Source organism: Acidovorax sp. 107 (assembly GCF_003058055.1).
Taxonomy (GTDB): domain Bacteria; phylum Pseudomonadota; class Gammaproteobacteria; order Burkholderiales; family Burkholderiaceae_C; genus Acidovorax.
Genome location: NZ_QBTZ01000001.1, coordinates 1,654,852 through 1,681,020, shown reverse-complemented (window position 1 = coordinate 1,681,020; position 26,169 = coordinate 1,654,852). Strand labels below are relative to the sequence as shown.

Annotated in this window: 23 protein-coding genes; 15 read left to right on the top strand and 8 right to left on the bottom strand. The window is 66.1% G+C overall.

The window, feature by feature from the left end; translation table 11 throughout:
- Positions 1 to 48 precede the first annotated feature (48 nt).
- From C8C99_RS07990 to C8C99_RS07970, 5 genes are all read right to left on the bottom strand, one after another.
- On the bottom strand, positions 49 to 942 hold the full coding sequence (locus C8C99_RS07990) for a pirin family protein (RefSeq protein ID WP_108625416.1): 894 nt from the start codon (positions 940 to 942) through the stop codon (positions 49 to 51).
- Positions 939 to 1,346 carry an OsmC family protein gene (locus C8C99_RS07985; protein ID WP_056644241.1) on the bottom strand — a complete coding sequence of 136 codons (408 nt, stop codon included), beginning with the start codon at positions 1,344 to 1,346 and terminating at the stop codon, positions 939 to 941. Before C8C99_RS07985 ends, C8C99_RS07990 begins: the two co-directional genes overlap by 4 nt.
- Positions 1,347 to 1,405: 59 nt before the next feature.
- On the bottom strand, positions 1,406 to 1,960 hold the full coding sequence (locus C8C99_RS07980) for a flavodoxin family protein (RefSeq protein WP_108625415.1): 555 nt from the start codon (positions 1,958 to 1,960) through the stop codon (positions 1,406 to 1,408).
- A gap of 132 nt (positions 1,961 to 2,092) precedes the next feature.
- Positions 2,093 to 2,506, bottom strand: a complete 414-nt coding sequence (locus C8C99_RS07975) for a DoxX family protein (protein ID WP_056644238.1) — start codon at positions 2,504 to 2,506, stop codon at positions 2,093 to 2,095.
- A 40-nt stretch (positions 2,507 to 2,546) separates the two neighbouring features.
- Entirely contained in the window at positions 2,547 to 3,248 is a 702-nt protein-coding gene (locus C8C99_RS07970) for a pirin family protein (RefSeq protein WP_108625414.1), read from the bottom strand.
- 104 nt (positions 3,249 to 3,352) lie between these two features.
- Between C8C99_RS07970 and C8C99_RS07965 the strand changes: the two genes are divergently transcribed.
- The 5 genes from C8C99_RS07965 to C8C99_RS07945 all read left to right on the top strand — a co-directional run bounded on the left by C8C99_RS07965 (position 3,353) and on the right by C8C99_RS07945 (position 8,395).
- Positions 3,353 to 4,291: a LysR family transcriptional regulator gene (locus C8C99_RS07965; RefSeq protein WP_056644234.1), complete on the top strand. Its 939-nt coding sequence runs from the start codon at positions 3,353 to 3,355 to the stop codon at positions 4,289 to 4,291.
- A 96-nt stretch (positions 4,292 to 4,387) separates the two neighbouring features.
- Complete coding sequence (locus tag C8C99_RS07960; protein ID WP_108625413.1) at positions 4,388 to 5,521, top strand: NAD(P)/FAD-dependent oxidoreductase; 1,134 nt, start codon at positions 4,388 to 4,390, stop codon at positions 5,519 to 5,521.
- The gene (gluQRS, locus tag C8C99_RS07955) at positions 5,518 to 6,531 is read left to right on the top strand and encodes a tRNA glutamyl-Q(34) synthetase GluQRS (protein ID WP_056644228.1); all 1,014 of its coding nucleotides are present in this window, start codon (positions 5,518 to 5,520) and stop codon (positions 6,529 to 6,531) included. Before C8C99_RS07960 ends, gluQRS begins: the two co-directional genes overlap by 4 nt.
- Positions 6,528 to 7,301 (top strand): tRNA (guanosine(46)-N7)-methyltransferase TrmB, encoded by a 774-nt coding sequence (trmB, locus tag C8C99_RS07950; RefSeq protein WP_056644226.1) that lies wholly within the window; start codon positions 6,528 to 6,530, stop codon positions 7,299 to 7,301. The genes gluQRS and trmB overlap by 4 nt, the downstream gene beginning before the upstream one ends.
- 38 nt (positions 7,302 to 7,339) lie before the next feature.
- Entirely contained in the window at positions 7,340 to 8,395 is a 1,056-nt protein-coding gene (locus tag C8C99_RS07945; RefSeq protein ID WP_056644224.1) for a GGDEF domain-containing protein, read from the top strand.
- A gap of 131 nt (positions 8,396 to 8,526) precedes the next feature.
- Here the strand turns inward: C8C99_RS07945 and C8C99_RS07940 are convergent, their stop codons facing one another.
- The gene (locus C8C99_RS07940) at positions 8,527 to 11,508 is read right to left on the bottom strand and encodes an HD domain-containing phosphohydrolase (protein ID WP_056644223.1); all 2,982 of its coding nucleotides are present in this window, start codon (positions 11,506 to 11,508) and stop codon (positions 8,527 to 8,529) included.
- Between the two features lie 101 nt (positions 11,509 to 11,609).
- Positions 11,610 to 14,237, bottom strand: coding sequence for an alanine--tRNA ligase (alaS, locus tag C8C99_RS07935; protein ID WP_056644221.1), 2,628 nt, complete (start codon positions 14,235 to 14,237; stop codon positions 11,610 to 11,612).
- Positions 14,238 to 14,526: 289 nt separating this feature from the next.
- On the opposite strand from alaS, the gene C8C99_RS07930 reads away from it, so the two are divergent.
- The 9 genes from C8C99_RS07930 to C8C99_RS07890 all read left to right on the top strand — a co-directional run bounded on the left by C8C99_RS07930 (position 14,527) and on the right by C8C99_RS07890 (position 23,106).
- On the top strand, positions 14,527 to 15,444 hold the full coding sequence (locus tag C8C99_RS07930) for a dihydrodipicolinate synthase family protein (RefSeq protein ID WP_056644218.1): 918 nt from the start codon (positions 14,527 to 14,529) through the stop codon (positions 15,442 to 15,444).
- Positions 15,445 to 15,484: 40 nt separating this feature from the next.
- Positions 15,485 to 16,420, top strand: coding sequence for a 4-hydroxyproline epimerase (locus C8C99_RS07925; RefSeq protein WP_056644216.1), 936 nt, complete (start codon positions 15,485 to 15,487; stop codon positions 16,418 to 16,420).
- 27 nt (positions 16,421 to 16,447) lie between these two features.
- Entirely contained in the window at positions 16,448 to 17,563 is a 1,116-nt protein-coding gene (locus tag C8C99_RS07920) for an FAD-binding oxidoreductase (protein WP_056644214.1), read from the top strand.
- A 20-nt stretch (positions 17,564 to 17,583) separates the two neighbouring features.
- The gene (locus C8C99_RS07915) at positions 17,584 to 17,844 is read left to right on the top strand and encodes a 2Fe-2S iron-sulfur cluster-binding protein (RefSeq protein ID WP_199226504.1); all 261 of its coding nucleotides are present in this window, start codon (positions 17,584 to 17,586) and stop codon (positions 17,842 to 17,844) included.
- Entirely contained in the window at positions 17,841 to 19,196 is a 1,356-nt protein-coding gene (locus C8C99_RS07910; RefSeq protein ID WP_233247175.1) for an FAD/NAD(P)-binding oxidoreductase, read from the top strand. The genes C8C99_RS07915 and C8C99_RS07910 overlap by 4 nt, the downstream gene beginning before the upstream one ends.
- A gap of 150 nt (positions 19,197 to 19,346) precedes the next feature.
- Positions 19,347 to 19,982, top strand: coding sequence for a TRAP transporter small permease (locus C8C99_RS07905; protein ID WP_056644208.1), 636 nt, complete (start codon positions 19,347 to 19,349; stop codon positions 19,980 to 19,982).
- Positions 19,983 to 20,020: 38 nt separating this feature from the next.
- Positions 20,021 to 21,286, top strand: a complete 1,266-nt coding sequence (locus tag C8C99_RS07900; RefSeq protein WP_060985884.1) for a TRAP transporter large permease — start codon at positions 20,021 to 20,023, stop codon at positions 21,284 to 21,286.
- A 60-nt stretch (positions 21,287 to 21,346) separates the two neighbouring features.
- Positions 21,347 to 22,366: a TRAP transporter substrate-binding protein gene (locus C8C99_RS07895; protein ID WP_056644204.1), complete on the top strand. Its 1,020-nt coding sequence runs from the start codon at positions 21,347 to 21,349 to the stop codon at positions 22,364 to 22,366.
- Positions 22,367 to 22,431: 65 nt separating this feature from the next.
- A complete protein-coding gene (locus tag C8C99_RS07890; RefSeq protein WP_108625412.1) occupies positions 22,432 to 23,106 on the top strand; it encodes a GntR family transcriptional regulator in 675 nt (224 codons plus the stop codon).
- A gap of 114 nt (positions 23,107 to 23,220) precedes the next feature.
- Here C8C99_RS07890 and C8C99_RS07885 read toward each other — a convergent pair whose 3' ends face one another.
- The gene (locus C8C99_RS07885; RefSeq protein ID WP_108627077.1) at positions 23,221 to 24,657 is read right to left on the bottom strand and encodes a PLP-dependent aminotransferase family protein; all 1,437 of its coding nucleotides are present in this window, start codon (positions 24,655 to 24,657) and stop codon (positions 23,221 to 23,223) included.
- A gap of 202 nt (positions 24,658 to 24,859) precedes the next feature.
- Between C8C99_RS07885 and gabT the strand changes: the two genes are divergently transcribed.
- The gene (gene gabT, locus C8C99_RS07880) at positions 24,860 to 26,152 is read left to right on the top strand and encodes a 4-aminobutyrate--2-oxoglutarate transaminase (protein ID WP_108625411.1); all 1,293 of its coding nucleotides are present in this window, start codon (positions 24,860 to 24,862) and stop codon (positions 26,150 to 26,152) included.
- Positions 26,153 to 26,169 lie beyond the last annotated feature (17 nt).

The window sequence follows — 26,169 nt, the reverse complement described above, 5'->3', positions numbered from 1 at the left end:
TGATTCACTAGCGCTACAGCCCATTTTTATCTAAATATCAAGCTTTGATCATGCTTTGAAGCGGTGCTCCGGCAGGGGAATCCATTCCACCTCGCCCGGCACCTGGCCCATCGCTTGTGCCTCCCAGTCGCTGGCTGCCTGCACGATGCGGTCCTTGCGGCTGGAGACAAAGTTCCACCACATGTGACGCGGCGCATCCAGCGGCTCACCGCCAATCACCATCAGGCGCACGGCGCTCTCACCCGCCGTCAAACGCAGGGGCTGGCCGGGTTCCGCCACGGCCAGAATGTGCGCAGGCACCTCATCGCCGTTCAGCGCCACGGGGGCATCGACGGTGTACACCGCCAGCTCGGGCACCAGTGCCGGGATCTCCAGGGTGGCGCCAGCGGGCAGCTGCACGTCCAGGTACAAGGTGCGCGAATACGTGGCCACCGGCGAGGTCTGACCAAATGCCTCGCCGATCAGCACCCGCACGCTGGCCCCATACACCTGCACCTCCGGGATGGCCGCAGCAGGCGTGTGTACAAACGAGGGGTCGGCTTCTTCGTGGGCCACTGGCAGCGCAGCCCACAGCTGGATGCCGTGGTTCACATACGGCTGGTTTGCCAGGCTCTCCGGGCGGCGCTCGGAGTGCACGATGCCCCGCCCCGCCGTCATCCAATTGATGGCGCCGGGCTCGATCTGCTGCACGTAGCCCAGGCTGTCGCGGTGCATGATGGCGCCCGAGAACAGGTAGGTCACCGTCGCCAGGCCAATGTGCGGATGGGGCCGCACGTCGTGGCTGTCGCCCGGAGCGACGGTCACCGGACCGAAGTGGTCGAAGAACAGGAAGGGCCCCACGGCCTTGCGCTGCACAGCGGGCAGCAGGCGGCGCACGGTGAAACCGCCGCCCAGGTCCTTGGCATGGCCCGTGAGGGGCAGAAAGCTGGGGGTATCGCTCATGATGCACGCTCCAACGAAGTGCTGATCTCGGTCGTCACCGTGGTCATCAGCTTGTGCACAGGGCATTTCTGCGCCACGGTTTCCAGCTCGGCGATCTGGGCATCGGTGAGGTCACCGCTGACCTGCAGCCGGGTCGCGAGGCGGTAGACCCCCGTGCGTTCGGCCGATGCGTCGCGCTCGACCACGGTCTGCACATCGTCCACCGGCAGGCCCTTGCGGCGCGCGTACCACAACACCGTGAGCGCCTTGCAGGCCCCCAGGGCAGCGTCATACAGGTCGTGCGGGCTGGGGCCGCTGTCGGTGCCGCCCTCTTCCACACTGCCATCGGCCACGAGGTCGTGCGCACGGATGTGCACGGTCTGGGCCATGGGCGCGCCGGGGACGCGCCGCAATTCAACTGCCATGGGGTGTTCTCCTGGTTGTATTGGGGCGCGCCACTGTAGCGCCAAAAGGGGACTTCGCCTTAACGGTCGAGGCGGCGGGCCACGTCGGCCACACGCTGGCCGAACTGCTTGCCCGTCTCCAGGTCGCCAGGGAACATCTCGGCGGCCGAGGCGTCGGACGGCGACTGGGACATGGCGCCGCTGAACGAGCCGATCCAGTTCACATCGTTGCGCGTGGCCGCCTTGGAGTTGGCGGGCATCATGCCGTTGCCCACCCAGATGCCACCGTGCTGCATGGCCAGGTGGAACAGGTAGTCCAGCGTGATCTGCTTGTCGCCGTTAGTGCTGGCACTGTTGGTAAAGCCTGCGAACAGCTTGTCCTTCCAGGCCTGGCTGAACCAGGGCTTGGACGAGGCGTCAGCAAATTTCTTGAACTGCCAGCTGGGGCCGGCCATGTAGGTGGGCGAGCCAAAGATGATGGCGCTGGCCGCGGCCAGCGTTTCCCAACCGCCTTCGGGCAAATTGCCGTCTGCATCAATGGCGACCAGCTGGGCGCCTGCGCCCTCGGCCACGGCCTGCGCCAGGCGTTGCGTGTGCCCATAACCCGAGTGATAGACAACTGCGATCTGTGCCATGAGAAAACTCCTGTTGAAACGATAGGGGAACAAGGAAAGGGAAAACAATCAGCCAGGGCGAATTGAATGCCAGAACCCGCAGCCCCGCGGGCTGCAGGCCCATTCATTCACGCGATATTCACGCGAGTGCGATCAGCGGTCCGAGCTACGTGCGTCCAGGCTCCAGGCGCCGGCACCAAACGCTGCCAGGGCCAGCAGGCCGCCGGTCACGCCCACGTTCTTGAAGAACAAGAGCTGCTGCATCATTTGCTTGTCGGCGGGCAGGTTCCAGTAGGCATGGAAGAAGAAGCTGGCCACCAGAGTGAAGAACGCCAGAGCCAGGGCAGCAAACCGGGTGCCCACGCCAAAGATCAGCGCCAGGCTGCCCAGCACTTCAACAGCCGCCGCAATGGCTGCCGCCACCGTGGGCATGGGCAGGCCCACCGAAGTGATGTAGCCCACGGTACCGGCAAAGCCGGTGAGCTTGCTGATGCCCGCAGGCAGGAACAGGGCGGCCAGCAGCAGACGCGATGCCAGGGCCAGAGGGTTTTGCAGGGATGTGAACATGGCGGAGAACTCCTGAGTGAAAGTGGTTACGAAGTAAAGATCAGGCGGCCAGGTCAAACACCAGCACCTCGGCGTCGTGGCCATCGGTCAACGACAAGGTGGTTTCTTTTTCCATCAGCAGCGCATCGCCGCCCGATAGGGCCTGGCCGTTGGCGGTCAGCGCACCGCGCACCAGGTGCACATAGGTCTTGCGGGCCGGGTTCAGCGCCAGGTTGACGGACTCGTCCCCATTCAGCAGGCCTGCATACAAGGCCGCATCGGCATGGATCTTGACCGAGCCCTGGGCGCCATCGGGCGACGCCACCAGGCGCAGGGCGCCGCGCTTTTCCGCCTCGGCAAAGGTCTTTTGCTCGTAGCTCGGCGGGATGCCACGCACATTGGGCTCGATCCAGATCTGCAGGAAATGCGTCGTCTGGCCCGCAGCGTGGTTGAACTCGCTGTGCTGCACGCCGGTGCCTGCGCTCATGCGCTGCACGTCACCGGGCGGGATGCCCTTGATGTTGCCCATGCTGTCCTTGTGGGCCAGTTCGCCCGACAGCACGTAGCTGATGATTTCCATGTCGCGGTGCCCATGGGTGCCAAACCCGGTGCCCGGTGCAATGCGGTCTTCGTTGATGACACGCAGATTGCCAAAGCCCATGTGGGCGGGGTCGTAGTACCCGGCGAACGAGAAGCTGTGGAAGGAATTGAGCCAGCCATGGTCGGCGTGGCCCCGGTCTTGCGATTTACGAACAGTCAGCATGTGAGTGCTCCTTTCAAGACTCAACTGTAGGACTGCGACGCCCGCAGCAGGCACAGGCGGATTGATGGGAATGTTCAAATAATCTGAATTAACATGGCACCACCATGCAAAACGCCCGCGATGTCCTCACCCCCGATGCGCTGACCATGTTGCAGGTGATTGCCGAGGCCGGCAGCTTTGCCGCCGCCGCGCGGCAACTGGGCCTGGTGCCCAGCGCGCTCACCTACCGCGTGCGCCAGATCGAAGACGCGCTCGACGTGCTGCTGTTTGACCGCAGCGCACGCCAGGCCCGTCCCACCGAGGCCGGGGTGGAACTGCTGCGCGAAGGCGCACGCCTGCTGCAGGACATCGACGCCGTGGCCCACCGTGTGCGCCGCGTTGCCACGGGCTGGGAGCCGCAGCTCACACTCTCCATCGACGGCATCATCTCGCCCCACACCCTGCTGGAGCTGGTGGATGCGTTCTACGCCATGAAGCCCCCCACGCGCCTGAAACTGCGCGACGGCATCATGACCGGCACGCTGGAGGCTCTGACCTCCGGCCGGGCCGACCTGGCCATTGGCGTGTCAGTGGCGGGCACCAGCGTGGCGGGACTGCAGCAGGGCACGCTGGGCGAAGTGCTCTTCATCTATGTGGTGGCGCCCCACCACCCGCTGGCCACGGCGCCCGAACCCATCTCTGACGCCATGCTCCTCGAACACCGTGCCGTGGCCGTGGCCGATTCGGCCACGCGCGGCGGCGCCACCATGGGCCTGCTGGGCGGGCAGGACGTGCTGACGGTGGACACCATGCAGGCCAAGGTGCGCGTGCAGTTGCGCGGCCTGGGTGGCGGCTTCTTGCCCGAACCCATGGTGCGCCCCTACCTGGAGGCCGGGCGGCTGGTAGCGCGCCGCGTGGCCCGCCCTGAACGCAACGTGCGCGTGCACTACGCCTGGGGCGGCCCGGGCTTCACCGCACCGGGCCGCGCGCTGCAGTGGTGGCTGAACCAGCTCCAAAGCCCCACCACACGCCGCGCTCTGCTGGAAAACCACCATCATTTCTGACCCCGATCAAGTGCGCACAGGCCTGCACCGCGTGTAGAGTGGTTCCTGTTGGTTTTGCATCGCATTTCTTTTGCCGACCGTCACCGAAAGGCCCCCATGAGCAAACCTGATCCCCTCCCCGCCAAACGGCTCCGACGCACCAGCGCCGCCGAATCCTCAGCCCCCGCAGCTCCCGCCACCCCCTCCGGCAAACCCCAGCGCCACTTCGCCATCATCGGCGCGGGCATGGCAGGCATTGCCTGCGCCCGCACCCTGGTGCAGGCCGGCCACCGCGTGACGGTGTTCGAGAAATCGAACCAGGCTGGCGGCCGCACCTCCACCATCGACAGCCCGTTTGGCAACTTTGATGCAGGCGCCCAATATTTCACGGTGCGCGACCCGCGTTTTGCCCGTGCCATCGACACCGTGCCCGGCATCTGCAAGCGCTGGAGCGCCAATTCGGTCCAGGTGCTGGACGCCGCAGGCCGCGTGGCCGCCGTGGGCCTGCCCCACCGCGAGGCCCATTGGGTGGCCAGCCCGGGCATGCAATCGCTGGTGGCCACCTGGGCCGAACCCCTGGCCCAGGCAGGCCAGCTCGTCACCCACACCCGCGTCACGCGCATCGAACCCGACGCCGTGAACGCGCCGGGCTGGCAGTTGCGCACTGAAGGCGCTGGCGGCGAGCAGCATGTGTATGCGGGCTTTGACGCGGTGCTGCTGGCCCAGCCCTCGGTGCCCGCGCAGGCCTTGATTTCCGGCTCGGGGCTGGACACCCCGCTGGCCGACGCCATGTCCAAGGTGGCCATCGCTCCCTGCTGGACCCTGATGCTCGCCTACCCCCAGGCGGTTCGCCCTGGCCTGACAACACTGGGCCCCCAGTGGAACGCCGCGCGCAGCACCCACCACCGCATTGCCTGGCTGGCACGCGAGTCCTCCAAGCCCGGCCGCAACGTGGTGGAGCGCTGGACGGTGCAGGCCAGCCCCGCCTGGTCGGCAGAGCACCTCGAAGACGACGAAGCCCGTGTGCAGGCCAAGCTGCTCAAGGCATTTGCCGAGGTCACCGGCATCCGTGCCGAGCCCGCGCACGCCGACACCCGCCGCTGGCGCTATGCCCAAACCACCCACCCCCTGGGCAAGAGCCACCTGTGGGACGCCAAGGCCGGGCTGGGTGCCTGCGGAGACTGGTGCCTGGGCCACCGGCTGGAAGACGCCTTTGTGTCTGGCCTGGAACTGGCACTTGCCGTGGCATGACGGGGGGCGTGGGCGCAACGCCGCACGATGAGGGCAGCCCCGCAGCACGCGCTGAGGGGCGCTATGTGGGGCGGTTTGCCCCCTCCCCCACGGGCCCGCTGCATGCGGGCTCTCTGGTGGCCGCGCTGGCCAGCTGGCTGGATGCACGCGCACACAACGGTCGGTGGCTGGTGCGCATCGAGGATGTGGACCAGCCCCGCTGCGTGCCGGGGGCCGATGCCTTCATCCTGCAGCAACTGGCCACCTGTGGCCTGCACCCCGATGCACCGCCCCAGTGGCAGTCAGCGCGCAGCGGGCTGTACCAGCACGCGCTGGACCAGCTGGTCGCGCAGGGCAATGCCTACCCCTGCGCCTGTTCACGCAAGGACATCGAGGACGCCCATGCCGCACAGGGCCATGCCCGCGAGCGACATGCCGCGCTGCCCTACCCGGGAACCTGCCGCCGAGGTCTGCACGGCCGCACGGGGCGCTCCTGGCGCTTCAATGTCTCCGACTTCAAGCCAAAACAGCCGATTGCGCTAGTGGATCATGCCCGGGGTGCTACATATTCAGTAGCAGACGGAGTGCTCCAGTGGGAGGACCGCCGCCTGGGCCATCAGCAGCAACAGGTCGCGACTGCCGTGGGCGACTTTGTGCTGCGCCGCGCAGACGGGCTATGGGCCTACCAACTGGCCGTGGTGGTGGACGACGCCGACCAGGGCATCACCGATGTGGTCCGGGGTGAAGACCTGGCGGACAACACGCCCCGCCAGATCCTGCTGCAGCAGGCCCTGGGGCTGCCCACGCCGCGCTACCTGCACACCCCCTTGGTGTGTGGCGACAACGGCGAAAAGCTCTCCAAACAAAACGGCGCGCAGGCGCTGGACCTGCAGCACTCCCTGCAGGCCCTGTCACAGGCCGCGCTGGCACTGGGCCTGCCCGCTGTGGCAAATCTGCACAACATTTGCATTGCCGACGCACTGACACACTGGGTGGCGGCGTGGCGACGAAACTACAATGGCCCACCGTGACCGAATTGACAACAGCTACCGCCCCCACCAGTGCTGCGCCCGCCGCAGCCACCACACCCACAGCGCCCACCGTGCAGGGCACTGCTCCCGCCGGTGTGACCCACCCCAAAACCATCAAGAGCTTTGTGCGCCGCGCCGGCCGCACCACCACGGGGCAGGCCAAGGCCTTTGAAGACTTTGGCCCACGTTTTGTGCTGCCCTACTCCCCCGCCCCCCTGGACGCCCCCGCCGCCTTTGGCCGCAGCGCGCCGCTGGTGCTGGAGATCGGCTTTGGCATGGGCGAGGCCACGGCCCACATCGCCCGCGTACGGCCCGACGACAATTTTCTGTGCTGTGAAGTGCACGAACCCGGTGTGGGAGCCTTGCTCAAGCGCATCGGCGAGCAGGAACTGACCAATATCCGCATCCTGCAGCACGACGCGGTGGAGGTCATCGACCACATGCTGCCTGAGGGCAGCCTGGACGGCGTGCACATCTTCTTCCCGGACCCCTGGCACAAGAAGAAGCACAACAAGCGCCGCCTCATCCAGCCACCACTGGTGGCCAAGCTGGCCGACCGCCTCAAGCTTGGTGGCTACCTGCATTGCGCCACCGACTGGCAACCCTATGCCGACCAGATGCTGCAGGTGCTCAGCGCCGAGCCCTTGCTGCAAAACACCGCCACCGGCTTTGCACCCCAGCCCGACTATCGCCCCCTGACCAAATTCGAGAACCGCGGCCTGCGGCTGGGTCATGGCGTCTGGGACGTGGTCTTCGTGCGCCGCAACTGACCACCGACATGCCCCGACCGGCCCGCCAGACCGCCCCCATGAAGCCCATCCTCCAAAACCTGGTGGAGATGACCGGCCACCGCGACCACCTGCGGCTGGAGGTGTCGGTGCTGTCCACGGTGCAAAAGCTCAGCAGCATCATCGAGGTCAGGGCCCTGGAGCTGTTCACGGACGGCGGCGTGCCCCATGTGCGCCCCCGCACCTGGGTAGACAACGGCCAGCTGGTCTCCACCGACTCCGAAGCCGCGGCAGACCCCCGCCGCGAGCCTCTGGACCAGTACCCCGCCTTGCGGGACTGCGTGGACAACCATGGCGAGAGCGCCCTGGCTTCGCCCCGTCGGGGCCGCTACATGCTGTGGCTGCCTGTGTGGATGCACGACAAGGTCAGCACCTGCCTGGAGATCACGCAGTCGCGCCCGTTCTCGGCCCACAAGCTGGACGTGCTGATGGGCGTGTTTCAGGTGTACCAGAACTACCAGAGCCTGCTCGACTACAGCGAGCGAGACGCGCTCACCGGCCTGTTCAATCGCAAGACGTTTGACGAGCAGTTCTCCCGCTACACCATGAGCGGGCTGGCCAGCCGCTCGGGCGCGGTCACCGAGTCCTTTGCGGCCGATGAAGGCGCCGGCGCCAGCGACAACGAGCCTGTGCAGCAATGGCTGGCGGTGGTGGACATCGACCACTTCAAACAGGTCAACGACCGCTTCGGCCACTTGTATGGCGACGAGGTGCTGATCCTCATCGCCAACATCCTGCGCAGCTCGTTCCGCAGCCACGACCGCATCTTCCGTTTTGGCGGCGAAGAGTTTGTGGTGCTGCTGCGCTCCACCACGCTGAGCACCGCCCACAAGGTGTTCAACCGCTTCCGGCTGGCCGTGCAGGAGTACCACTTCCCGCAGGTGGGCCAGGTCACGGTGAGCCTGGGTTTTGTGGGCACCACGCGCGGCTCGCCCGTGGAAATCCTGGGCCAGGCCGACCAGGCGCTGTACTACGCCAAGGAACACGGCCGCAACCAGGTCTGCTTCTATGACGCCCTGGTCGCCAGCGGCCAACTGGCCACCAAAGTGGCCAACGACGACGTCGAACTGTTCTGACCCCACCGCGAGTGGTGACCCCGCCGAGGCGTCAACCGCCGCCGGTACGTGGGCGAGGCTGCGAGGCCTCGGACGGCGTTATTCAATCTGGGACGGCCGAGCGGGCATGGCAGGTTGGTTCACACCTCTTCTCAGCCCAGCGACTCCAGGATCGCCGCCACGTTGACCTCATCGCGCTGCGCAGGCGCCAGAAAGCGCTCTGCGTAGTCGCGCCACACGCCACTGGTCAGAAAAAAGCGGAACACCTCGGCATCGATGTGCCGCTCGCGCACCATGTGGGTCATGATCTTGAGCGACTCGGACAGGGTCTTGGGCGGCTTGTAGGGCCGGTCGGCCGCAGTCAGCGCCTCAAAGATATCGGCCAGTGTCATCACACGGTCGGCCAGCGTCAGCTCAGCCGCCTTCAGGCGTCGGGGGTAGCCGGTGCCATCCAGCTTTTCGTGGTGTGACCCGGCAATCGCCGGCACGCGTGCCAGGTGTGGCGGAAACGGCAGGCCGCTGAGCATGATGATGGTCTGCACGATGTGGTCATTGATCTTGAACCGGTCTTCGGCCGTGAGCGTGCCCCGCTCGATGGACAGGTTGTGCAGTTCGCCCAGGTTCGCTTCGCAGGGCGGCAGCGCCATGTCGAAGCCCCAGTGGTTGGCCGGATTGCCCGCCTCCACCGGTGGTTTGCGCAGCCCCCAGGGCACGACATGTTCGGGCCGGTCTGCCAGCAGAGGTTCATTGGCCGGCAGCGGGCGCGCGGGCACAGCAGCCAGCCGCAACTTCTCGGCGGCCGACAGGCCCAGGCGGTCGTCAAAATGCCGTTGCCACAGTTGGCGCCCCACGGCCTTGAGGCGGGCCATGTCGGCCCCGGCCATGAACTCGCCGCCCACGTTGCAGCGGGCCACAAAGGCAAAATCGTCCTGCAGCTGCTCGCGCCGTTGCAGCAGTTCGCGCTGCAGGCGCACCGGGTCTACCCCCGACACGTGCTGCTTCCAGTAGTCCAGCTCCGCGTCGCGCCACAGCACCTCAAAGCGCATGCGCACCTCGTGAATGCGGTTGTAGAGCGTCTCCAGTTTGGTGGCCTTGTCGATGATGTGCTCGGGGCTGGTGACCTTGCCGCAGTCGTGCAGCCAGGCGCCCAGGCGGAACTCGTAGCGTTCGGCATCGGTCATGGTGACCTGCGCAAACGGCCCCTCCTTGGCCGCACACATGCGCTCCATCAGCGCCTCGGCCAGCTCGGGCACGCGCTCGCAGTGACCACCGGTGTAGGGGCTCTTGGCGTCGATCGCATCGGCCAGCAGGCGGATGACGGCGTCCAGCAGCTTCTTCTGCCCTTCGATCAGGCTGCGGGTCTCAATGGCGACCGACAGCGTGCCCGAGAGCTTCTCGACAAACGCCCGGAAATGCGCGTCGTCCTGCATCTGGTCAGCGACATACCGCAGTACCAGCAGGCCCAGGGGCTGTCCATCGCGGGTGCGCAGCTGCACCCGCAACACGCGTGCGGGCTCGGTCTCGTCGTCGTCCTCGTGCTGGTCGCCCGGTTGCGGCTCGGTGGGGTTGATGAAATGCACCATGGCCAGGTGCTCGGGGTAGCGCGACTGCTGTTCCGGGTCTTCACAATGGCGGGCCGCGCGCAACAGACCGGCGCGTTGTGGGTCCACCAGGTACACCGCACCCCCCGTGCAACTGGTGGCACGCACCAGCTCGTACAGCACGCTCGACAGCATCAGGTCGGTGCGCGACTCGGCGCTGATGTGGTGGGTGATGTGCAGAAACTCCTGGATGGTGTAGGACATACGGTCCATCACCTGCCCCAGGTCACGCACCTCGCGCACGGGCGATACCCGGCGCTCTGGCCGCCGGAAATCAAACCGGGCCAGCGCCCGTGCCTGCGACGCCAGTCCGAACAGACTGCGCCCCACGCGCCGGCCCGCCAGCCAGCCCAAAGGCAACATCAGGCCGATGAGCGACACCGACAGCCACACCTGCTGGCGCAGGTTGTTGTTCACCTCGGCCAGCAGTTCCTTGGTGGGGATCGCCATCAGAATCTGCAGCCCCTGCCAGCGCATGGACGCCAACGGCAGCGACCGGCCCAGCCATTCCTCGCCACCCGCCTGCAGGCGGCGGGACTCGCCGTCCTTCAGGCCCAGCGCCTGCAGCGCCAGCAGGCTGGGCACGCCCAGGTCATCCATGGCACGCAGCCGCAGGCCGGGCGCATTGCCGTCGCTCATGAGCACGCGCGACATGTCAGGGTAGGCCAGCACGCGTCGGTCCTTGTCCACCACGGCGATCTCGGTGCGGGGCATCAGGCGCAGCCCGCTGATCTCGTGCCCCAGGTCGGTCAGGGCCACGTCCAGGCCCATCACGGCCCGCCCGTCCTCACTGGGCTGGCTCAGGGTGATGCCGACCTCCTGCGTGGTGAAAAAAACGTAGGGCGCTGTCAGGATCTGGGTGTTCTGCTCCAGCGCCTCGGCGTACCAGGGCCGGGTGCGGGGGTCGTAACGGTATTCGGGACGGACGGCCGAGTCGATCGACCGCAAGTCAGCGTCGTAATAACTCCAGCGCCCCACCATGCCCGCCCCGCCGCGTTCGCGGGCCATGGACTGCACCAGGTAGGCGGTTTTGAGCGGTGCGTCCAGCCGCAGGCGCAAGGCATCGTTGCGCACCGGTCGTACCAACAAGAACTGCCCGTCCGGGTAACCGATGAACACTGCCGACAGCAACGGGTTCTGCTCCAGCAGCCGAGCCAGCACGGGCAGGCGCCGCAGCCGCGCGGGCAAGGTGGACGCCGAGGCCACCGGGTCGAACGCCAGCAGGCGAATGGTGGCGTCGGCCGGGTCCACGATGCGGTGCACCCGTTCGGCGATGAGCTGGCTGATGCGCTGCGCACTCTCGTCCGACGCCGAGATGATGGCCTGGCGAGCACTGGTACTGACCTGGTACACCAGCAGCGCGGTGAGCAGCAGCATGGCGGTGACAACCACGGTCGCGATCAGGACCTCAAACGGGATCGTGATGCGGCGCCACCACGGCAGGTGAGTGTCTTGCCCCACGGAAGCCGCCGCACCGCCCCGGAGAACAGCGGACGGCGGCGGGTCTCGGGGGCTGTCGCGCAAGGTGTCCATGCGCTGCACTGTAGGGTGAAAGCCCGCGTTCCGTCACCCTCTTTTTGGCAGCCATGGCTGCCACACCACAGCGGCGTGGGCCGCTGTGGCAACCCCAGGCATCAGCCCAGTTGCTGCGTGATCCAGCCCGTCACCGAGGCCAGCGCTGCAGGCAGCTTGGAGGCATCGGTGCCGCCGGCCATGGCCATGTCGGGCTTGCCGCCACCCTTGCCGCCCACTTGCTGGGCCACAAAGTTGACCAGCTCGCCGGCCTTGAGCTTGCCCACGCTGTCGGCAGTGACGCCTGCAGCAATCTGCACCTTGTCGCCATCCACCGCAGCCAGCACGATGGCAGCGGTCTTGAGCTTGTCCTTGAGCTTGTCCATGGTGTCGCGCAGAGTCTTGGCGTCGGCACCCGGCAACGCGGCGGCCAGCACCTTCAGGCCCTTCACTTCCACCGCTTGGTTCACCAGCTCATCACCCTGGCTGGAGGCCAGCTTGCCCTTGAGGGCCGCCACTTCCTTTTCGAGCGCGCGGGCGTTGTCGAGCGCCTGGCTGATGCGGCCGTTGAGCTCGGCCACCGGCGCCTTGAGGGTGCTGGCAGCCTGGTTCACGGTGTCTTCCAGGTTCTGCAGGTACGCCAAGGCGTTGGCGCCTGTCACGGCTTCGATACGGCGGATGCCTGCGGCCACGCCGCCTTCGCCCACCACCTTGAACAGGCCGATGTCGCCCGTGCGCTGCACGTGCGTACCGCCGCACAGCTCGCGGCTGGAGCCGATGTCCAGCACGCGCACGGTTTCGCCGTACTTCTCGCCAAACAGCATCATGGCGCCGGTCTTCTGGGCCGATTCGATGTCCATCACGCGCGCCTGCGTGGGCAGATTGGCCAGGATTTCTTCGTTGACGCGGCGCTCAATCTCTCGGATCTCGACGGCAGTCACTGCGCCGTTGTGCGTAAAGTCAAACCGCGTGCGGTCGGCGTTGACCAAGCTGCCCTTTTGCTGCACGTGGCTGCCCAGCACTTCGCGCAGGGCCTTGTGCATGATGTGCGTCACCGAGTGGTTGCGCATGGTGGCGGCGCGCACGGCGGTGTTGACCTGCGCCTGCACCGTGTCGCCCACGTTCAGCGTGCCCTCTTCCAGCGTGCCGTGGTGGCCAAACACATCGGCCTTGATCTTGAGCGTGTCGCCCACCGCAAAACGGGCGGAGCCACTGGTGATGGTGCCTTCGTCGCCCACCTGGCCACCGCTTTCGGCATAGAAGGGGGTCGTGTCGAGCACCACCACGCCGTTTTGGCCAGCTTTTAGCGCCGCAGCGCTAGTACCATCTACATAGATTGCTATGATTTTTGCAGTCTCTGCGAGATGTTCATAGCCCGTGAACTGGTTGGCTGCACCGGTGTATTCCAGTGCCTTGTCCATCTTGAACTTGCCAGCAGCGCGGGCCTGGGCCTTCTGCTTTTCCATGGCCACCTTGAAACCGGCTTCGTCGACTTCCACGTCGCGTTCGCGGCACACGTCGTTGGTCAGGTCCAGCGGGAAGCCGTAGGTGTCGTGCAGCTTGAAGGCCACGTCGCCGGGCAGCACCTTGGCGCCGCCGTCGAGGGCCGCATCCAGGATTTCCATGCCGTTGGCCAGCGTCTCGAAGAATCGCTCTTCCTCCACCTTCAGCACGTCGGTGATGCGCTGCTCCTGCTCGCGCAGCGACGGATAGGCATCGCCCATCAGGCGGACCAGGTCAGCCACCAGCTTGTGGAAGAACGGGGTCTTCTTGCCCAGCTTGTACCCGTGGCGGATGGCGCGGCGCACGATGCGGCGCTGCACGTAGCCACGGCCTTCGTTGCTGGGGATCACACCGTCGCTCACCAGGAACGCGGTGGCGCGGATGTGGTCGGCAATCACGCGCAGGCTCTTGTTGTTGAGGTCGGCCACGCCGGTCTCGCGGCCAGCGGCCTTGATCAGCGCATCAAACAGGTCGATCTCGTAGTTGCTGTGCACGTGTTGCAGGATGGCTGCCAAGCGCTCCAGGCCCATACCGGTGTCCACGCAGGGCGCTGGCAGCGGCGTTACGGCACCGGTTTCGTCCATGTCGAACTGCATGAACACGTTGTTCCAGATCTCGATGAAGCGGTCGCCGTCTTCGTCAGGGCTGCCAGGAGGGCCGCCTGCGATGTGCGGGCCGTGGTCATAGAAGATTTCGCTGCACGGACCGCAGGGGCCGGTGTCGGCCATCATCCAGAAGTTGTCGGACTTGTAGCGGCCGCCCTTGTTGTCACCGATGCGGATCACGCGTTCGGGCGGCAGGCCGATTTCCTTGGTCCAGATGTCGTAGGCCTCGTCGTCTTCCTGGTACACCGTGGCCAGCAGGCGCTCCGGAGGCAGCTTGTAGACCTCGGTCAGCAGCTCCCAGGCCCACTTGAGCGACTCGCGCTTGAAGTAGTCGCCAAACGACCAGTTGCCCAGCATTTCAAAGAACGTGTGGTGGCGTGCGGTGTAGCCCACGTTCTCCAGGTCATTGTGCTTGCCACCGGCACGCAGGCAGGCCTGCACGGACACCGCGCGGTTGTACGAACGCTTGTCGGTACCCAGGAATACGTCCTTGAACTGCACCATGCCCGAGTTCGTGAACATCAGCGTGGGATCGTTGCCGGGCACTAGGGGGCTGGACGCCACAACGGTGTGGCCCTTGGAGACGAAGAAGTCCAGGAAGGACTTGCGGATGTCAGCGACAGAAAAAGTGGGAGTGCTCATGGTGTTGTGGAGTGGTTGCACGGAGCAGGCAGACCGCAGGACCCGCGCCTGTGCGCTGCCTGTCGCTGCCCCTATGGGGACCAACCTTTCATTATAGGTTTGCAGGCCTTAGGCCGTTGCGGCGCCGCGACAGCAATTGGCGGCCTACGGTTTGCGATGTTCCATGCCCGCCCCTGCCCCTTGTTCACCTGGCCATCGGTTGTGTTTGCCCAAAAATTCGTTTGCATGGTTTAAATATCTTGTTAATATATTAATAACTTCATCGCCCACCGCACCCAAGGAGCACCCTGTGAACCCACAACCCCGCTGGCAAGGCATCTTCCCCGCCATCACCACCAAGTTCCACGCCGACGAGTCCATCGACGCCGAAGGCACGGCCCGCCACATTGACTTCCAGATCCGCAACGGGATCCATGGCCTGGTGACCTGCGGCTCCCTGGGCGAAGCCAGTACGCTGAGCCTGGAAGAAAAGCTGAAGGTTGCACAGATCGCGCTCGAAGCCGCTGACGGCCGTGTGCCCGTGCTGGCCAACGTGTCCGAAACCAGCACCCGGGAGGCGCTGCGCTACATCGACGGCGGCAACCAGCTGGGCGTGGCGGGCTACATGGTCATGCCCTCGGTGATCTACGTGGCCGACGCCCGCGAGGCCATGGCCAACGTGCGCGCCATGGCGGGCGCTGCCCAGCGCCCCTTGATGGTCTACAACAACCCTGTCGCCTACCGCGTGGACCTGAAGCCCGAGCACATGGTCGAGCTGGCCGATTGCGAATGGATTGCCGCCATCAAGGAAAGCACGGGCGACATCCGCCGCATCACCGACCTGCGCAATACCGTGGGCGACCGCTACCAGCTCTTCCTGGGCGTGGATGACCTGGCCTACGAAGGCCTGGCCTTGGGCTGCGACGGCCTGCTGGCCGGTGTGGGCTGCGCCTTCCCGCGCGAGACCGTGGCACTGTACGACCTGATGAAGGCAGGCAAATTTGCCGAGGCGCTGCCGCTGTACCAGTGGATGACGCCCATGCTGCACCTGGATGTATCGAACAAACTGGTTCAAAACCTCAAGCTCATCGACGCACTGGTGGGCGTGGGCACCGAACACATGCGCCGCCCCCGCCTGCCGCTGGTGGGTGAAGAGCGCGCGTTTGTCGAGAGCGTGGTACGCAAGGCCTTGGCAACGCGTCCCACCCAGTACCAATCCGTCGCATGACAGACTAGGCTACTCCTCTGCCCACCACGACCAGAACACCATGCAACGCATCCAAGTGATCGACTCCCACACCGGCGGCGAGCCGACCCGGCTTGTCATTGGCGGTTTTCCGGACCTGGGCACTGGCACCATGGCCGAGCGGCGCGCGTTGCTGGCCGAGCGCCACGATGCCTGGCGCGCTGCCGCCGTGCTGGAGCCACGTGGCAGCGATGTGGTGGTGGGCGCGCTGCTGTGCGCACCGCAAGACCCGGCCAACGCAGCGGGTGTGATCTTCTTCAACAACAGCGGCTACCTGGGCATGTGTGGCCACGGCACCATCGGGCTGGTGGCGTCACTGGCCTACCTGGGCCGTATCCAGCCTGGAGAACACCGCATCGAAACGCCCGTGGGCACCGTCACCACAACCTTGCACACCGATGGTTCGGTCAGCGTGCGCAACGTGCTGGCCTACCGGCTGCACCACGCATTGGCCGTCGAGGTGCCCGGCTACGGCCGCGTGGTGGGCGACGTGGCCTGGGGCGGTAACTGGTTCTTTTTGATCTCGGACCACGGCCAGCGCGTGGCCAGCGACAACCTGGACGCGCTGATGCACTACACCTGCGCCGTGCAGCAGGCCCTGAGGGACCAGGGCATTCGCGGCGACAACGGCGGCGAGATTGACCACATCGAACTCTTTGCTGACGACGACAATGCCGACAGCCGCAACTACGTGCTGTGCCCCGGCAAGGCCTACGACCGCTCCCCCTGCGGCACTGGCACCAGCGCCAAGGTGGCCTGCTTGGCGGCCGACGGCAAGCTGGCACCGGCTACCCCCTGGCGCCAAGCCAGCATCATCGGTAGCCAGTTCGAAGCCAGCTACACGCTGCAAGGCGATGGCAAGGTCATACCCACCTTGCGTGGCCGCGCCCACATGAGCGCGGAGGCCACGCTGCTGATCGAAGACAGCGACCCGTTCGGCTGGGGCATCCGGCTGTAAACCGCGTTTTCCCACCGCACAGGCTCCATGCAAACCACCGATGTCCTTGTGATTGGCGCTGGTATCGTCGGCGCGGCCTGTGCCCATGCGCTTGCACAGGTTGGTTTGTCGGTGCGGATCATCGATGCGCGCCTCGGCGGTGCCACGGCTGCGGGCATGGGGCATCTGGTGGTGATGGATGACAACCCCGCCGAACTGGCGCTCAGCAAATCGTCGCTGGACCTCTGGCACACCTGGGCACCGCAGATTGATGCGGGCTGCGCCTTCACCGCCTGCGGCACGCTCTGGCTGGCCGCCAATGAGGAAGAACTGCAAGCCGCGCACGCCAAGCGCGCTACTCTGCAAGCACAAGACGTGGCCTGCGAGATGCTGGATGCCGGCGCCCTCGCCCGCGCAGAACCCGCGCTGCGCACCGGTCTGGCGGGCGCGCTGAAGGTGAAAGGCGATAGCGTGGTCTATGCCCCGCGTGCCGCCCAGTGGTTGGTGGCCCAGGCTGCAGCGCATGGAACCGTGGTGGTCGAACAGGCCGAAGCCACGCAGATCGACGGCCAGACCGTCACCCTGCGCGACGGCAGCCAGCGCAGCGCAGGCGCCATCGTGCTGGCCAGCGGCATTCACGCCCCGCAGCTGTGCCCCGGCCTGCCGCTGCGCCCCAAAAAGGGCCACCTCGTCATCACCGACCGCTACCCGGGCACCGTGCGCCACCAATTGGTGGAACTCGGCTACATCACCAGCGCCCACCACAGCGACGGCACCTCGGTGGCCTTCAACGTGCAGCCCCGGCCCACGGGGCAGTTGCTGATCGGCTCGTCGCGCGAGTTCGACACCACCGACCCTACCGTCAACAACACCGTGATGGCGCGCATGCTGCAACGTGCGCTCGACTACCTGCCGGGCCTGGCAGACCTCAACGCCATCCGCACCTGGACGGGCTTTCGCGCCGCCACACCCGACAGCCTGCCGCTGATCGGTGGGCACCCCGAACACCCGCACCTGTGGCTGGCCGTGGGGCATGAAGGGCTGGGCGTGACCACCGCACCGGCCACCGCACAGTTGCTGGCAGCGCAGATCTCCGGGGGCACGCCAGCGATCAACCCCGCGCCCTACGCACCTGCCCGCTTTGCGGGCCTGAGCACACCATGACCGCCCCCGCCTCCGCCCTGGTGCACATCGTCGTGAATGGCGCGCCCCTGCAGGTGCCTGCAGGGACCAGCGTCGCCGCCGCGCTGGCACAGCAAACACCCGGCACCACGCGCACCTCCGTCACTGGCGCGGCGCGGGCGCCGCTGTGTGGCATGGGCGTGTGCCACGAATGCAGGGTCCGCATCCATGGCCGTACCCACCTGGCGTGCCAGACGGTCTGCACCGAAGGCATGTCGATACACACCGATGTCGGCACAGCCCCAGGGAACGCCACGCTATGAACCAGCCCGTGACCCAACCGATGACCGAGCCACACTCGGCGCACGAGCGCTGCGACATCCTCATCATCGGCGCAGGCCCTGCAGGGATGGCTGCGGCCCTCGCGGCCGCGCCCAGCGGTGCATCGATCACCATCGTGGACGACAACCCGCTGCCCGGCGGGCAAATCTGGCGCGATGGTCCCCAAGTGGTCTTGCCCGCCCTGGCGCAACAGAACCGCGCGGCACTGACCCGGCACACCAACGTCCGCCTGCTGACCGGCACCCGCGTGGTGGGCCTGGGTGACCCGCAACCCGGCGACAAGGCCTCGGCCCTGCTGCTGGAAGACGCGGACCGAGGCTGGACCCAGCACAGCCAGCGCATCGTGTTGTGCACCGGAGCCCGCGAGCTGCTGCTGCCTTTTCCAGGTTGGACGCTGCCCGGAGTGACGGGTGCGGGCGCATTGCAGGCCCTCATCAAGGCGGGGCTCGACGTGCGGGGCCAGCGCATCGTCATCGCCGGCACAGGCCCGCTGCTGCTGGCCGCTGCTGCCACCGCCACCCAAGCGGGCGCCACCGTGGTGCGCGTGGCCGAGCAAGCGCCGTGGCGCGCGCTCGCTGGCTTTGCGGCGCAACTGCCGCGCTGGCCCACGAAGGCGGCGCAGGCCCTGACGCTGCTTCACCCCCGCTTGCGCGCCAGTACGCATGTGCTGGAAGTCCAAGGCACCACGCAGGTGCAAACCGTAAGACTGCGCAAAAGCCAACGCGCCGAAGAGACCCTGGCCTGCGACCGCGTGGCCTGCGGGTTCGGGTTAGTGCCCAATACCCACCTCGGGCAGATGCTGGGCTGCGACCTGGGTGGACCACTGAGCGGCGGCCAGGGCCTGGCTGTGGATACGCAAATGCACACCAGCGTGCCCGGGGTATTCGCTGCGGGCGAATGCACCGGCTTTGGCGGGAGCGAACGTGCACTGGTCCAGGGCACCATGGCAGGGCATGCCGCGGCAGGACAGGTGCCACACGCCCAGGCGCTGCGCCCGCAGCTGGCGCGGTGGGAAGGCTTTGCGCAGGTGCTGCAGGCTTCTTTTCCACTGAACGAAGCGCTCAAGACACTGGCGCAGCCCGACACCTTGGTGTGCCGCTGCGAGGACGTGCCCTACGCCGCGCTGACCGAGCGCCAGGGCTGGATCGACGCCAAGCTCCACACACGCTGCGGCATGGGCGCCTGCCAAGGCCGCATCTGCGGCGCAGCCACGCAGCACCTGTTTGGCTGGACACCCTCGCCCCCACGGCACCTGTTGGCGCCAGCGCGCATAGGCACGCTGGCTGCCTGCAACACCGCACCCACCGACGACCCCTTCACCCCGTTGAGCTGACGGGCACACCGTCAGTTTTCCCTCGCCACCCTTTTCAGGGCTTACCCGTACCCCGCAGGCATCTATCTTGCTTTTAAATATATTTGTCAGATATTAAAAATCACACAACTTCATTTTCCAACGGCAAGCCCTGCTCCCCAGCCCCCCACCATGCCCACGCCCCACAACCCCCCTGCCCCGCAAGCTTTATCGCCGCGTGCCCCCATCCGCTGGGTGCTGACTTTGTCCACGCAGGTTCTGCGCGTTGAGCGGCACCTGCTTACCGCCCTCATGACCTTGCTGGTACTGCTGATCCTGCTCAACGTGGTCACGCGCTACACCGGGATGCCCATTTACTGGGTGGACGAAGCAGCGGTCTACACGGTGGTCTGGCTGACCTTTGTGGGCGCCTCGGTCATGACGCGGCTGCGCATGGACTTTGCCGTGACCATGCTGACCGACCACCTCGGCGCGCGGGGTGCCAAGGCGTTCAAAGTGGTGGCCACATCCGGCGTGCTGCTGTTTGGCCTAGCCATGCTGGTGATGTGCTGGGTGTGGATGGACCCCATCGGCATTGCGCGCTACGGCTTTGACGCCAAGGAGTTTGCGGCCGAGAGCTTCAACTTCCTCTACACCGAGCGCACCCAGACGCTGAACTGGCCCACCTGGGTGCTGCAGCTGATCCTGCCGATCTTCTCGGCCACCTTCAGCGTGCATGCGCTGGCCAACCTGCTGGAAGACATGGGCGCCGCAGAGCGTGTGCAGCACGCGGGCTTTGACGTGGTCAACGCCGACGCCGTGAACTGAACGCCATCCACCCCTGCAAACCCACCCGAGCCCCGACCATGATCACCACCCTGTTCTTCCTCGCCGCCTTGATGGTGGGTGTGCCCATCGGCGTGTGCCTGTGCCTGTCGGGCGCGGTGTACATCCTCAGCATCGGCAGCCCGGTGCTGTTCCAGTCCTTCCCCATGCAGATGTTTGGCGGGGTAGACAGCTATGGCCTCATCGCCATCCCGCTGTTCATCCTGATCGGCGAGATCATGAACAGCGGCGGCATCACGCGGCGACTGGTGGACCTGTCCATGGCCTTCATCGGCTCCGTCAAAGGGGGCCTGGCCTACGTGAACATCCTGGCCAACATGCTGGTGTCTTCCATCATCGGCTCGGCCACTGCGCAGGTGGCCATCATGTCGCAGGTCATGGTGCCCGAGATGGAGAAGCAGGGCTACGACAAGACCTTTGCGGCGGGCCTCACGGTGTATGGCGGCATGCTCGGGCCGATCATCCCGCCCTCGGTGATGTTTGTGGTCTACAGCGTGCTGGCCCAGGTGGCCGTGGGCGACATGCTGATTGCAGGCATCCTGCCCGGCGTGCTGCTCACGCTGCTGTTCTTTGTCGTGATCGCGCTCATGGGTTTTGTCTACAACTACCCGCGCAGCGAAAAGCGCACGCTGGCCCAGCGCGCACGCACCGTGGTGCAGGCCAGCCCCACGCTACTCATCCCCATCATCATCGTCGGATCCATCCTGAGTGGCGTGGCCAACCCCACCGAATCGGCCGCCGTGGGCGCGCTGGTCTCGGCCCTGGTGGGCCGGTATGTGACGAAGGAATTCCGCTTCAGCGCCATGCCGGCCATCCTTCTGCGTTCGGCCATTTACTCGGCCATCGTGCTGTTCCTGGTGGCCGCAGCGGCCGTGTTCTCGTGGCTGCTGATCTACGGCAAGGTGCCGCAGATGGTGGCCGCCTGGGTGCAGACGGTGGCGCACGACCCGGTCACCTTCCTGCTGCTCACCAACGTCATCCTGCTGGTCATCGGCACGGTGATCGACGGCATCCCCGGTCTCATCATGACCGCGCCCATCCTGCTGCCGATTGCCACCGAGGTTTATCACATCGACCCGCGCCATTTTGGCGTGGTGATCGTCGTCAATCTGGTGCTGGGGCTGATGACCCCGCCCGTGGGCCTGAGCTTTTTTGTCGCGTCGGCCGTCACCGGAGCCAAGCCCGGAAAGATGTTCATCGTGACCCTGCCGTTTTTCATCATCAGCTGCGTGGCGCTGGTGATGCTGTCGCTGTTCCCCAGCCTGTCGCTCGGCCTGCTCAAGTAGCGGGGCATGCCGTCCGACAGATCCGTCCCCCTCCCAACGTTCTTTCACACGGAGTTCACCATGACGACCCAGCCTGCCCGCCCAGTCTCCCGCCGCCACTTCATCCAGCGCCACGCCGTGGCCGCAGCCGCCGTCACAGGGCTGGGCTTTCCAGCCCTGGTGCGGGCCGCCGACGCCAAGGAGTTCCGCCTGGGCCTGATCACACCCGCTGGCCACTCCTGGAACCGCGCCGCGCTGCAGTTTGGCGAGGCGCTGAAGAAGGAAACCGATGGCCGCCTGAGCGTCACGGTCTTCCACTCGGGCCAGCTGGGCAACGAGGCGGCGATGATGCAGCAGTTGCAGTCCGGCGCGCTGGACATGGGGTGGATCCAGGCCGCCGAACTGGGCTCGCGGGTGTCGAGCATCGCGGCCATCAACGCGCCCTACCTCGTGCGCTCCACGCCCGCCGTGGCCAAGCTGGTCAAACACCCCGCCGCCACCAAACTGCTGGAGGTGCTGCCGCGCGAGACCGGCACCATTGGCCTGGGCTGGGGCATCACCGGCATGCGCGCCGTGTTCTCCACCAAGGACATCACCGTGCCCACCGACATCAAGGGCATGAAGCTTCGCATCAACCCCACGCCCGTGTATCGCGACTTCTATCAAATGCTGGGCGCTGCCCCCACGCCCATCCCCACGCCCCAGGTGTTCGATGCGATGAGCAACGGCCAGGTGGACGGGCTGGAGGCCGACATCGAGTTCTCGTGGAACCAGCGCTTTGACAAGGTGGCCAAGACGCTGCTGCAGATGAATGCGCTTTTCATGCCGTTTGCTCCGCTGGTCTCCGGCCGCATCTGGCAAGGGCTGGACGCCAAGGACAAGGACATCATCCGCAAGCTGGTGGCCCAGTCGCTCGACGCACAGATCAACGACATCGTGACCACCGAGGCCGGGCTGATCGAGAAATTCAAGGGCACGTCCATCGCGTTCAAGACGGCATCGTCGTTCAACCCCGACGGCGTCATCCAGGAATTCGACAAGCTGTGGCTGCCCAAGGCACCGCAGATTGCCGAGCTGCGCAAGGTGGGAGCGAGCCTCTGACAGACCGCAGGGCCACAAGGGCCGCATCCCATAAGATGCGGCCTCCGCAACGTCCTTCACGACCGATGACACTCCGCCGCCCCGCCCCCCCAAAAGACCCCGCGCCCAAGCGGCGCGCGGCGGACGTGGCCTACGACGCCATCGAGTCCATGATCTCCACGCTGCAGCTGCAGCCCGGCAGCCCGGTGGTGGAGGCCGAGATCGCCGAGCGCACGGGCCTGGGCCGCACCCCGGTGCGCGAGGCGCTGCTGCGCATGGTGTCCATCGGGCTCATCGTGCAACAGCCCCGGCGCGGTCTGCTGGTGTCGCACATCGACCTGGCCGACCACCTGGACGTGATCCAGACGCGCCGCGTGCTGGAACGGCTGCTGGCCTCCAACGCTGCACGCCGCGCCACCGCGCCGCAGCGCGAGGCCATCGTGCGCTGCGCCGAAAACATGGTGCAAGCCGCAGCGCGCGGCCACCTGGACGACTACATGCTGGCCGACCATGAGCTGGACCTCGTCACCCACCAGGCCAGCCAGAACCATTCCGCCGTCAAATGCGTGCAACCGCTCATCGTGCAGTGCCGCCGCTTCTGGTACGCCTACCAGCACGAAGGCGAAGTGTCGGAAGGCGCCCGCGCCCACATGCAGCTGGCCCAGGGCATTGCCAGCGGCGATGAGGCCCAGGCGGTGGCGGGTGCGGAGCAGTTGATGGAATACCTGGAGCGGTTTGCACGGCGCATCATCGACCGATAGCCTCCACGCCAGACCGCTTCAACCCAGGGGGGATGGCTCAAATACTATCCATTTGATAGCAAACAAGCCATATTGCACTAGCGCATGGCGCCAAAAACGCTAGAAATCGCATTCTCAGGGCAGTGAATTGCCCTGTTCCGCCACCTGCTGGCCCATTTCGATGCGCTGCTCCAGAAAGCGCCACATCCGCTCGTCCTGGCTGAACGCCACGTTAAAGCGCAGCCAGCCCGTGGGGCGCGGCTCCACCAGAAACAGCTGACCGGGGCCGAGCATGATGCCCGCGCCCGTGGCCTCTTTCGACAGCTCGGCACTGTCGGGCAGGTCGGGGTGGCGCGCCCACAGGTACATGCCCGCCTCCGGCTCGTGGAACAGCTCAAACCCCAGGTTCAGCAAGCGCCGCCCCACCGTGCGGTGCGCCTCGGCCAGGCGCTCTCGCAGGGACTTGAGGTGCTTGCGCCAGCGGCCATCGGTCACCACGCCAAAGGTGATGCGCTCGGTGATCTCTGATGACGTCAGGCCCGAGATCATCTTGAGCTGCACCAGCTCGTCGAGCAGATCGCGCCGCGCCGCCAGAAAGCCGGTACGCAGGTTGGGCGAGATCGTCTTGGAAAAGCTGCCCAGATAGATCACGCGATTGAGCTGGTCCAGGCTGGCCAGCGAGGGGCGTACACCCGGGTCCATGTCGGCATAGATGTCGTTCTCGACCAGCATGAAGCGATGCTGCTCAGCCAGCTGGAGCAGCCGGTGCAGGTGCGCCACCGATGCCAACGAGCAGGTGGGGCTTTGCAGGCGCGGCTGGGTGAAGAACACCGTGGGCTGGTGCTCGGCCAGCAGGGCCTCCAGTGCGGGCAGATCGTAGCCGGTGGCGGTGCGCGGCACCCCCACCACCCGGGCGCCCGCGAAGCGCAGCATGAACAGCAGGTTGGGATAACCGGGGTCGTCCACCAGCACCACATCGCCGGGCTTAACCAGCCGCCGCGCCACCAGGTCCAGCGCCTGGCTGGAGCCCTGGGTCAGCAGCACCTGCTCGGCGTCCACCGCTAGGTGGTGCTCCGCCAGCGACTCGGCCACCACCATGCGCAGCGCCATGTGGCCATGGGGCAGGCCGTAGCCGTCCAGCTCGGGACCGTCGGAGGACAGCTGGCGCATGCTGCGTTTGACCGCATCGCCAAACAGCCAGTCGTGCGGCAGCCAGCCACAGCCCGGTTTCATGGGCAGGTTGCGGTTTTCAAAAATTTGCTTGAGGTACCAGCGCGCATCAAAACGGGGCACCGCCCGCTCGGGTGCACCAGTGCCGGGCGCAGCCCCCTCATCGCCCCGCCGCTTCACAAAGAAGCCCGCATTGGCCCGCGACACCAGCCAGCCTTGCGCCACCAGGCGGTCATACGCCTCGACCACGGTGAATACGCTCACGCCGTGCGCGACGGCAAAAGCACGGATGGACGGGAGTTTGCTGCCCGGCTTGAGCACCTGCCCCGCAATGAGCCCCCGCAGACCATCGACGATCTGGCTGACCAGAGGTGTCTGGAGATCCGGGCTGAGAGTGAGCATCAGGAGAGCAAAAAAGGGGGCGAATTGTGCACTGGCTTGGCGCACACCAAATCAGGGATTGCCTGTACAGGATTCTAGACCTGCACAGTGCGCGCCAAACAGCGCTGCGCTGTACATGGACGGGTCGCGGCGCGACTTCCAGAATTCGCCCCATTCCTGGTTTTCATCCTCTTCTTCGTCCCTTACCCCAATCGCCCACACCATGCAGCAAGACCGCCACTTCACCAACGCCGCCCTCCTCACCCGCCGCCACGCCGCCGTGGCCCGGGGCGTGGGCCAGGCCCATGACCTCTTCATCCAGAAAGCCCGCAACGCCGAGCTGTGGGATGTGGAGGGCCGCCGCTTCATCGACTTTGCCGGTGGCATCGCTGTGCTCAACACCGGCCACCTGCACGCCGGCGTGATCGCCGCCGTCAAGGCCCAGCTGGACCTGTACACCCACACCTGCTTCCAGGTGATTGCGTATGAGCCCTACGTGGAAGTGTGTGAGCGCCTGAACACCCTGGCCCCGGGCGCCTTTGCCAAGAAGAGCCTGCTGCTGACCACCGGTGCCGAGGCCGTGGAAAACGCCATCAAGATCGCCCGCGCCTACACCAAGCGCCCCGGCGTGATCGCCTTCACGGGCGGCTACCACGGCCGCACCAACCTCACGCTGGGTCTCACGGGCAAGGTCGCGCCCTACAAGATTGGGTTCGGTCCCTTCCCTGGCGAGATGTTCCATGCCCTGTTCCCCAACCCGTTGCACGGCGTGAGCGTAGAGCAAGCCCTGCACTCGGTGGAGCTGATCTTCAAGAACGACATCGAGCCCGAGCGAGTGGCAGCCTTCATCGTCGAGCCCGTGCAGGGCGAAGGCGGCTTCTACGTGGCCCCACCCGAATTCATCACCGGCCTCAAGGCCCTTGCAGACCGCTACGGCATCCTGCTGATTGCCGACGAAGTGCAAACCGGCGCGGGCCGCACAGGCACCTGGTTTGCGTGCGAGCAATGGCCGGTGGCACCCGACCTCATCACCACCGCCAAGTCTCTGGCGGGCGGCTTCCCCCTCTCGGGCGTGGTGGGCCGTGCCGATGTCATCGATGCTCCAGCGGCCGGTGGCCTGGGCGGCACCTATGCCGGCAGCCCCGTGGCTTGCGCTGCGGCCCTGGCCGTGATCGACGCGTTCGAGCAGGAAAACCTGTTGGCCCGCAGCCAGGACATGGGCGCGCTGCTGGTCAGTGCCCTGAAAGCAATGGCCGCCAAAGTACCCGCCATCGGCGACGTGCGCGGCCTGGGTGCCATGGTCGCCATCGAGTTGTTTGAAAACGGCGACGTGCACCGCCCCGACGCCGCACTGACCAAGAAGGTCGTTGCCGAAGCTGCACGGCGCGGGCTCATCCTGTTGTCTTGCGGAACCTACGGCAACGTGATCCGTATCCTGGTGCCCCTGACTGCATCGGACGAACTGCTGCACGAAGGCCTGGCCATCCTGGCCGACAGCTTCGCGGCTGTGGGCTGAACCCCTTCTCCCTTGAT

What these genes read in the sequence shown, in the direction of transcription:
- C8C99_RS07990 (WP_108625416.1), bottom strand. Translation starts at nt 942, where the DNA reads ATGAGCGATACCCCCAGCTTTCTGCCCCTCACGGGCCATGCCAAGGAC.
- C8C99_RS07985 (WP_056644241.1), bottom strand. Translation starts at nt 1,346, where the DNA reads ATGGCAGTTGAATTGCGGCGCGTCCCCGGCGCGCCCATGGCCCAGACC.
- C8C99_RS07980 (WP_108625415.1), bottom strand. Translation starts at nt 1,960, where the DNA reads ATGGCACAGATCGCAGTTGTCTATCACTCGGGTTATGGGCACACGCAA.
- C8C99_RS07975 (WP_056644238.1), bottom strand. Translation starts at nt 2,506, where the DNA reads ATGTTCACATCCCTGCAAAACCCTCTGGCCCTGGCATCGCGTCTGCTG.
- C8C99_RS07970 (WP_108625414.1), bottom strand. Translation starts at nt 3,248, where the DNA reads ATGCTGACTGTTCGTAAATCGCAAGACCGGGGCCACGCCGACCATGGC.
- C8C99_RS07965 (WP_056644234.1), top strand. Translation starts at nt 3,353, where the DNA reads ATGCAAAACGCCCGCGATGTCCTCACCCCCGATGCGCTGACCATGTTG.
- C8C99_RS07960 (WP_108625413.1), top strand. Translation starts at nt 4,388, where the DNA reads ATGAGCAAACCTGATCCCCTCCCCGCCAAACGGCTCCGACGCACCAGC.
- gluQRS (WP_056644228.1), top strand. Translation starts at nt 5,518, where the DNA reads ATGACGGGGGGCGTGGGCGCAACGCCGCACGATGAGGGCAGCCCCGCA.
- C8C99_RS07945 (WP_056644224.1), top strand. Translation starts at nt 7,340, where the DNA reads ATGAAGCCCATCCTCCAAAACCTGGTGGAGATGACCGGCCACCGCGAC.
- C8C99_RS07940 (WP_056644223.1), bottom strand. Translation starts at nt 11,508, where the DNA reads ATGGACACCTTGCGCGACAGCCCCCGAGACCCGCCGCCGTCCGCTGTT.
- alaS (WP_056644221.1), bottom strand. Translation starts at nt 14,237, where the DNA reads ATGAGCACTCCCACTTTTTCTGTCGCTGACATCCGCAAGTCCTTCCTG.
- C8C99_RS07925 (WP_056644216.1), top strand. Translation starts at nt 15,485, where the DNA reads ATGCAACGCATCCAAGTGATCGACTCCCACACCGGCGGCGAGCCGACC.
- C8C99_RS07920 (WP_056644214.1), top strand. Translation starts at nt 16,448, where the DNA reads ATGCAAACCACCGATGTCCTTGTGATTGGCGCTGGTATCGTCGGCGCG.
- C8C99_RS07910 (WP_233247175.1), top strand. Translation starts at nt 17,841, where the DNA reads ATGAACCAGCCCGTGACCCAACCGATGACCGAGCCACACTCGGCGCAC.
- C8C99_RS07905 (WP_056644208.1), top strand. Translation starts at nt 19,347, where the DNA reads ATGCCCACGCCCCACAACCCCCCTGCCCCGCAAGCTTTATCGCCGCGT.
- C8C99_RS07900 (WP_060985884.1), top strand. Translation starts at nt 20,021, where the DNA reads ATGATCACCACCCTGTTCTTCCTCGCCGCCTTGATGGTGGGTGTGCCC.
- C8C99_RS07895 (WP_056644204.1), top strand. Translation starts at nt 21,347, where the DNA reads ATGACGACCCAGCCTGCCCGCCCAGTCTCCCGCCGCCACTTCATCCAG.
- C8C99_RS07890 (WP_108625412.1), top strand. Translation starts at nt 22,432, where the DNA reads ATGACACTCCGCCGCCCCGCCCCCCCAAAAGACCCCGCGCCCAAGCGG.
- C8C99_RS07885 (WP_108627077.1), bottom strand. Translation starts at nt 24,657, where the DNA reads ATGCTCACTCTCAGCCCGGATCTCCAGACACCTCTGGTCAGCCAGATC.
- gabT (WP_108625411.1), top strand. Translation starts at nt 24,860, where the DNA reads ATGCAGCAAGACCGCCACTTCACCAACGCCGCCCTCCTCACCCGCCGC.